5 protein-coding genes are annotated in these 6929 nt (G+C 66.2%); 2 read left to right on the top strand and 3 right to left on the bottom strand.

Translation table 11 applies throughout. The features are described from left to right. On the top strand, positions 1 to 1601 hold a 1601-nt coding region (locus ACN4F8_RS21255; protein WP_419475403.1), incomplete at its 5' end, for an AMP-binding protein. A 104-nt stretch (positions 1602 to 1705) separates the two neighbouring features. After that, on the top strand, positions 1706 to 2176 hold the full coding sequence (locus ACN4F8_RS21250; RefSeq protein WP_419475402.1) for a hypothetical protein: 471 nt from the start codon (positions 1706 to 1708) through the stop codon (positions 2174 to 2176). Here ACN4F8_RS21250 and ACN4F8_RS21245 read toward each other — a convergent pair. From ACN4F8_RS21245 to ACN4F8_RS21235, 3 genes are all read right to left on the bottom strand, one after another. Next, positions 2160 to 3704, bottom strand: coding sequence for a methyl-accepting chemotaxis protein (locus tag ACN4F8_RS21245; protein WP_419475401.1), 1545 nt, complete (start codon positions 3702 to 3704; stop codon positions 2160 to 2162). The genes ACN4F8_RS21250 and ACN4F8_RS21245 overlap by 17 nt on opposite strands. 138 nt (positions 3705 to 3842) lie before the next feature. Then, positions 3843 to 6035: a catalase/peroxidase HPI gene (gene katG / locus ACN4F8_RS21240; RefSeq protein ID WP_419475400.1), complete on the bottom strand. Its 2193-nt coding sequence runs from the start codon at positions 6033 to 6035 to the stop codon at positions 3843 to 3845. A gap of 121 nt (positions 6036 to 6156) precedes the next feature. After that, positions 6157 to 6929 (bottom strand): Fic family protein (locus ACN4F8_RS21235; protein ID WP_419475399.1); only part of this gene is annotated, 773 nt, incomplete at its 5' end.

The following is a 6929-nucleotide window of genomic DNA, read 5'->3' as shown; positions in this document are numbered from 1 at the left end:
GCTTTGGCGCGCGCGAGGCCCTGGTGGTGCCGCACCAGGGTGTGAGATGGACCTGGCGCGAGCTGCTGCAGCGCACCGACGCGCTGGCCGCCGGCCTGCTGGCGCTGGGCCTGCAACCCGGTGACCGCGTGGGCATCTGGGCACCCAATTGCGCCGAGTGGACGCTGATGCAGTTCGCCACCGCGCGCGCCGGGCTGATTCTGGTCAACATCAACCCCGCCTACCGCGCCAGCGAACTCGCTTACGCGCTCAACAAGGTGGCCTGCACCGCGCTGGTGATGGCGCCCGCGCTCAAGACCAGCAACTACATCGACATCTTGCGCAGTCTTGCGCCCGAGCTCGACGGCAGTTCGCCCGGCGAGCTGGTGGCCGAGCAGTTGCCACACCTGCGCTGGGTGCTGCGCCTGGGCGAGGAGCACACGCCGGGCATGCTCAACTTCAACGAGGTGCCGGTGCGGGCCGCACCGGAACACGTGAGCCGGCTGGCCAGCATCGGCCCCACGCTGGCCTGCACCGATCCGATCAACATCCAGTTCACCTCGGGCACCACCGGCCACCCCAAAGGCGCCACGCTGACCCACCGCAACATCCTCAACAACGGCTTCTTCGTGGGCGAGGCGATCCGCCTCTCGCCTGAAGACCGGCTGTGCATTCCCGTGCCGCTGTACCACTGCTTCGGCATGGTCATGGGCAACCTGGCCTGCCTCACCCACGGCTGCACCATGGTGTATCCGTCCGAAGCGTTTGATCCAGGGGCGGTGCTGCAGGCGGTGCAGGCCGAGCGCTGCACCTCGCTCTACGGTGTGCCCACGATGTTCATCGCGGTGCTCGACCACCCGCAGTTCGCCGCCACCGACCTGCGCAGCCTGCGCACCGGCATCATGGCCGGCTCGCCGTGCCCCATTGAAGTGATGAAGCGCGTGGCCTCCAGCATGAACATGCGCGAGGTGACCATCGCCTACGGCATGACCGAGACCTCGCCGGTGTCCACCCAGAGCGCGGTGGACGACCCGCTGGAGCGCCGCGTGTCCACCGTGGGGCGGGTGCAGCCCCACCTGGAAGTTCAGATCGTGGACACCGACGGCCGGTGCCTGGCGCGTGGCGTGGTGGGTGAGCTCTGCACGCGCGGCTACTCGGTGATGCAGGGCTACTGGGCCGACCGCGACAAGACGCAGGAGGCCATCGACGCCGATGGCTGGATGCACACCGGCGACCTCGCCACCATGGACGAAGAAGGCTATGTGAACATCGTCGGGCGATTGAAGGACATGGTGATCCGGGGCGGCGAGAACGTGTACCCGCGCGAGATCGAAGAGTTCTATTACCGCCACCCCAAGGTGCAGGATGTGCAGGTGGTCGGCGTGCCCGATGTGCGCTATGGCGAGGTGCTGTGCGCCTGCGTGGTGCTCAAGGCCGGGCAGAGCGCCACCGCTGAGGAGCTGCAGGCCTTTGCGCAGGGGCAGATCGCGCACTACAAGGTGCCGCGCTATGTCGAGTTCGTCGACGCGTTCCCCATGACCATCACCGGCAAGATCCAGAAATTCGTGCTGCGCAAGGCGATGGTGGAGAAGCTCGGGCTGCTGGAGATCGCCACCGCCTGAGCCGCAGGGCACACGACTTGTGTGATGCATTACCCAAAGCCTCCCTCAGGCGGGGGGAACGCAGGCGATGTGGGTTACCTTGTGCAACAAACACAAGCCTGCGAGTGCCCCATGACCCTGAACCCTGCTGTTTCGACGAACCGCCCGGCACCGCGCCGATGATCCGGCTGGCCCAGACCGAGCGCGGTGAGTTCCCGGTCCGCGTGGTGGCGGGGCGCATCCTCTCGGTGGCGCCGCACCCCACGCCCGCCGCAGCACAAGCCGACGGGCCGGCCGGTCTGGACTGCACGCGGGTCGTCATGGAACACGATCACCGGGTCAGGGAACTGACGCTGGTGCACCTGGTGCCGCTGGACATCCTGCCCCACCGCACCCTGACCATCCTCACCGGTTGTGAGGTCGAGCGCGAGTGGCCGCTCTACATCTACAGCCCCAACGACAAAAACCACCGGCGCTTCGACGAGCACATCGGGTGGTTTCTCGGCAGCCAGGGCGCCGGGCCGCTCAGCGAGGCCGACCAGCGCCTGGTGTGGTCGGGCATCCTGCTGCAGGTCTTGCCTAGCGGAACACGCTGACCGCTTCGACCAGACGCCTGGTTTGCTGCTGCAGGCTGGCCGAGGCCGCTGCACCCTGCTCGACCAGGGCCGAGTTCTGCTGCGTCACCTGATCGAGGTGGCCCACCGCCTGGCTCACCTGCTGGATGCCGCCACTTTGTTCGATGGTGGCCGCGCTGATCTCGCTGATGAGGTCGGACACACGGCTGACCTGCTGGACGATGTCGTCCATGGTCTTGCCGGCATCGTTCACCAGGCGCGAGCCGGCTTCCACCTTGTCCACGCTGGCACCGATCAGGCCCTTGATTTCCTTGGCGGCTGAGGCACTGCGCTGGGCCAGGTTGCGCACCTCGCCGGCCACCACCGCAAAACCACGGCCCTGTTCGCCGGCGCGGGCGGCTTCCACCGCTGCGTTGAGTGCGAGGATGTTGGTCTGGAACGCGATGCCGTCGATCACGCCGATGATGTCGGCGATCTTGCGCGAGCTCTCGCTGATGTCGGTCATGGTGGTGACCACCTGCGCCACCGCCTGGCCACCGCGCGAGGCGGCTTCGCTGGCCGTGCCCGAGAGCTGGTTGGCCTGGCGCGAGGTGTCGGCGTTCTGCCGCACCGTGGCCGTCATCTGTTCCATCGAGGCGGCGGTTTCCTGCAGGCTGGAGGCGGCCTGCTCGGTGCGCTGGCTCAGGTCGTTGTTGCCCTGGGCGATCTCGCTCACGGCGGTCTGCACCGTCAGCACCTGGGCGCTCACGTCGTCGATCAGCCAGCGGAACATCAGGCCGAGCTGGCTGATGCTGCGCAGCGTCATGCCGATCTCGTCCACCCGGTCCATGTGCGCAGCTTTCTGGCTTTCGCCGCTGGCCACACGCAGGGCCTGGGCGCGCAGTGCTTCCAGCGGACCGGCGATCTGGCTTTCGAGAAACCAGGTGGCCAGCCCCACGCCGACGGTGGACAGTGCAGCGAACTCCGCCCACTGCACGCCGCCCAGACCGAGTGCCCATGAGCCACCCAGCATCGCACCCAGCAGGCCAATGAGCGGAAGACGGATGCGCGTGCGCACCCGCATGGTCTTGAACATCGAGGTGAAACCCGTGAGGCCGGTGCGCAGCAGCAGACCTTTGTGCAGCTTGATGTTGCCGGCGCGGCCTTCGCGCATGTCGGCGTACAGGCGTTCGGCGCCGGCAATCTCTTCCTTGCTGGCCTTGGTGCGCACCGACATGTAGCCCTGGTGCTGGCCGTTGCGGATCACCGGGGTGGCGTTGGCACGCACCCAGTAGTGGTCGCCGTTCTTGCGGCGGTTCTTCACCAGCGCGGTCCACGGCTCACCGCCCTTGAGCGTGGCCCACATGTCGGCAAAGGCCTCCTTGGGCATGTCGGGGTGGCGCACCAGGTTGTGCGGCTGGTTCTGAATCTCTTCCAGCGTGAACCCGCTCACGTCTACAAAAGCCGCGTTGGCGTAGGTGATGCGGCTCTGCGTGTCGGTGGTCGACATCAGCGTTGCGTTGTCCGGGAATTCGTACTCGCGCTGGGTGACGGGGGTGTTCAGTCGCATGGGAGCTCCATATCGTTGGGGTTGTCACCCTGTATCGACCTGTACCCATGCGGCTTGTGTGGGGAAAGCTGGACACCCGCTCGCATCCGGGACGAAAAAAAGGGGCCTTTCGGCCCCCTTTTCGGTGGATTGACCGGATCACGCCAGGTCGAAGCGGTCCAGGTTCATGACCTTGTTCCAGGCCGCCACGAAGTCGCGCACGAACTTCTGCTGCGCATCGGCGCTGGCATACACCTCGGCCAGGGCGCGCAACTGCGAGTTGGAGCCGAAGACCAGGTCCACCACGGTGGCCGTGCCCTTGACCTGGCCGGTGGCGCGATCACGGCCTTCCAGCACGCCCACGGCACTGGCCGACTTTTGCCAGGTGGTGCCCATGTCGAGCAGGTGGACAAAGAAGTCGTTCGTCAGCGTCTCGGGCCGCTGGGTGAAGACACCGTGGGCGGTTTGTCCCACGTTGGCGTTCAGCGCGCGCAGGCCGCCGACCAGCACGGTCATCTCGGGTGCGGTCAGGGTCAGCAGGTTGGCCTTGTCGAGCAGGCGCTCGGCGGCCGACGACTCCAAACCCTTGCTCGCGTAGTTGCGGAAACCATCCACCACCGGTTCCAGCGGCGCGAACGAATCCACGTCGGTCTGGGCCTGCGTGGCGTCGGTGCGGCCGGGCGCGAAGGGCACGGTCACGTTGTGGCCCGCTTTCTTCGCAGCAGCCTCCACCGCAGCGCAGCCGCCCAGCACGATCAGGTCGGCCAGCGAGATCTTCTTGCCACCGGCTTGCGCGGCATTGAAATCCTTTTGCACCGCTTCCAGCTTGGCCAGCACCTTGGCCAGCTCGGCCGGCTGGTTGACGGCCCAGTCTTTCTGCGGCGCCAGGCGGATGCGCGCGCCATTGGCACCGCCGCGCTTGTCGGAGCCGCGGAAGGTGGAGGCCGAGGCCCAGGCGGTGGAGACCAGTTGCGAGATGGACAGGCCTGAGGCCAGCAGCTTGGCCTTGAGTGCGGCCACATCCTGCTCGTTGACCAGCGGGTGGTCCACAGCGGGCACCGGGTCTTGCCAGATCAGCTCTTCCTTGGGCACCAGCGGGCCGAGGTAGCGGGCGCGTGGGCCCATGTCGCGGTGGGTGAGCTTGAACCAGGCGCGGGCGAACGCGTCGGCGAACTCCTTCGGGTCGGCCATGAAGCGGCGCGAGATCTTCTCGTAGGCCGGGTCCATGCGCATGGCCATGTCGGCCGTGGTCATCATCGGGGCGTGGCGGCGGGTCGGGTCGTGTGCGTCGGGCACGGCGGTCTTGGCCGCAGGGTCCTTGGGCGTCCACTGCTGGGCGCCGGCGGGGCTCTTGGTGAGTTCCCACTCGTGACCGAAGAGCGTTTCGAAGTAGCTGTTGTCCCAGGTGGTGGGGGTGGGCGTCCACGCGCCTTCGATGCCGCTGGTGATGGTGTGCACGCCCTTGCCGCTGCCGAAGGTGTTCTTCCAGCCCAGGCCTTGTTCCTCAAGACCGGCACCTTCGGGCTCGGCGCCCACGTACTTGCCCGGATCGGCCGCGCCGTGCGCCTTGCCGAAGGTGTGGCCGCCGGCGGTGAGCGCCACGGTTTCTTCGTCGTCCATCGCCATGCGGGCGAAGGTTTCCCGGATGTCGCGTGCCGAGCCCAGCGGGTCCGGCTTGCCGTTGGGGCCTTCCGGGTTCACATAGATCAGACCCATCTGCACGGCGCCCAGCGGGTTCTCCAGCTCGCGGTCGCCGGTGTAGCGCTTGTCGCCCAGCCACTCGGCCTCGGGACCCCAATACACCTCTTCGGGTTCCCACACGTCGGGTCGGCCACCGGCAAAACCGAAGGTCTTGAAGCCCATCGAATCGAGGGCCACGTTGCCCGCCAGAACCATCAGGTCGGCCCACGAGAGCTTGCTGCCGTACTTCTGCTTGATCGGCCACAGCAGGCGGCGCGCCTTGTCCAGGTTGCCGTTGTCAGGCCAGCTGTTGAGCGGGGCAAACCGCTGCATGCCGGCGCCCGCACCACCACGGCCATCGGCGATGCGGTAGGTGCCTGCGCTGTGCCAGGCCATGCGGATGAAGAAAGGGCCGTAGTGACCGTAGTCGGCAGGCCACCAGTCTTGCGAGTCGGTCATCAGGGCATGCAGGTCCTTGATGACGGCATCAAGGTCAAGACTCTTGAAGGCTTCGGCGTAGTCAAACGCCTCGTCCATCGGATCGGTCAGGGGGGAATTCTGGTTGAGCAGCTTCACATTGAGCTGGTTGGGCCACCAGCTGGCGTTGGTCGCCGTGCCGGCGATGGCGTTCCTGGGAGCGCCGCCAGAGAAGGGGCATTTGGCTTCGGACATGGTTATCTCCTTTGTTGGGCGAAGGGTGAAAAGGCACTGTAGTGTTTGAGCCTTTGTGGATCAACGCAATTTTGGCAATGAAAGCCATAGGCGGCTGGTGCGCGCTCAGGCCATGGATGAATCACGGTGGGGACGCTTGGGCGCGCAGGCAAGCTTGACCGGCGGCGGTCAGGCGGTAGCGCTGAAGGCGGCTGTTGGGTTTGGCTGGAATGGTCATCGCCATGAGACCGAGCGCCACAGCGGCTTGCTGGTAGTGCACACGAAAGTGTTTTTCGTCTTTCAGGCCAAGGGCTGCCATGAGTTCGGTGCGACTCATCTCGCCGTTCAATGCCGCCAGCAAGCGCAAAATTTCGGGGGTGACTTCGGGGGTGACTTCGGGGGTGACTTGCGGGGTTGCCACCCGCCACACCACCGCTCGAAACTGGTTCGCCTCGCGTTCGTCCAGCAAGTCGATCTTGGGCCAGGCGACCAGCGCTCGAGGCACGCCGGTGCCCAGGCCGCGGTACGGCAGGATGTGCGCCGCGTGCTCGGCCAGCACCCGGTTGCGCCGGTTGGAAACGCCGGTGCGTATCTGCTCCGGCGTCAGGTTGTCAGGCAAATGGCCGGGACTGATGATTTCCACCCGGTCGGTGAACACAAACAAACGGACGGTGGCACTGACCAAAAAATCCCGATGCACCAGCGCGTTCACCAGCAGTTCCACAAAGGCCTCTTCCGGTATCTCCAGTTGCCCCAACGTGTTGAAACCTCGACCCGCCTGCACGTGGTGCAAGCTGCGTTTGATGAAGGCCATGCCGCGCTGAAACTGCTCTTCCAGCGTGCCGTCAATGTTCTCGCTGTCCAGGTAGCGCGTGTCGCCCAGGTAGGTGCCCGGGAACCACACCGCGCCGATCT

Origin of the sequence: Hydrogenophaga sp. (assembly GCF_048549895.1) — a bacterium.
In the GTDB taxonomy this organism is placed as follows: domain Bacteria; phylum Pseudomonadota; class Gammaproteobacteria; order Burkholderiales; family Burkholderiaceae_C; genus Hydrogenophaga.
The sequence above is the reverse complement of the archived record's forward strand: the minus strand, read 5'-3'. Positions and strand labels throughout refer to the sequence as shown.

Bases quoted from the DNA above. Each gene is read 5' to 3' on its own strand.
- ACN4F8_RS21245 (WP_419475401.1), bottom strand. From the start codon at position 3,704: ATGCGACTGAACACCCCCGTCACCCAGCGCGAGTACGAATTCCCGGAC.
- katG (WP_419475400.1), bottom strand. From the start codon at position 6,035: ATGTCCGAAGCCAAATGCCCCTTCTCTGGCGGCGCTCCCAGGAACGCC.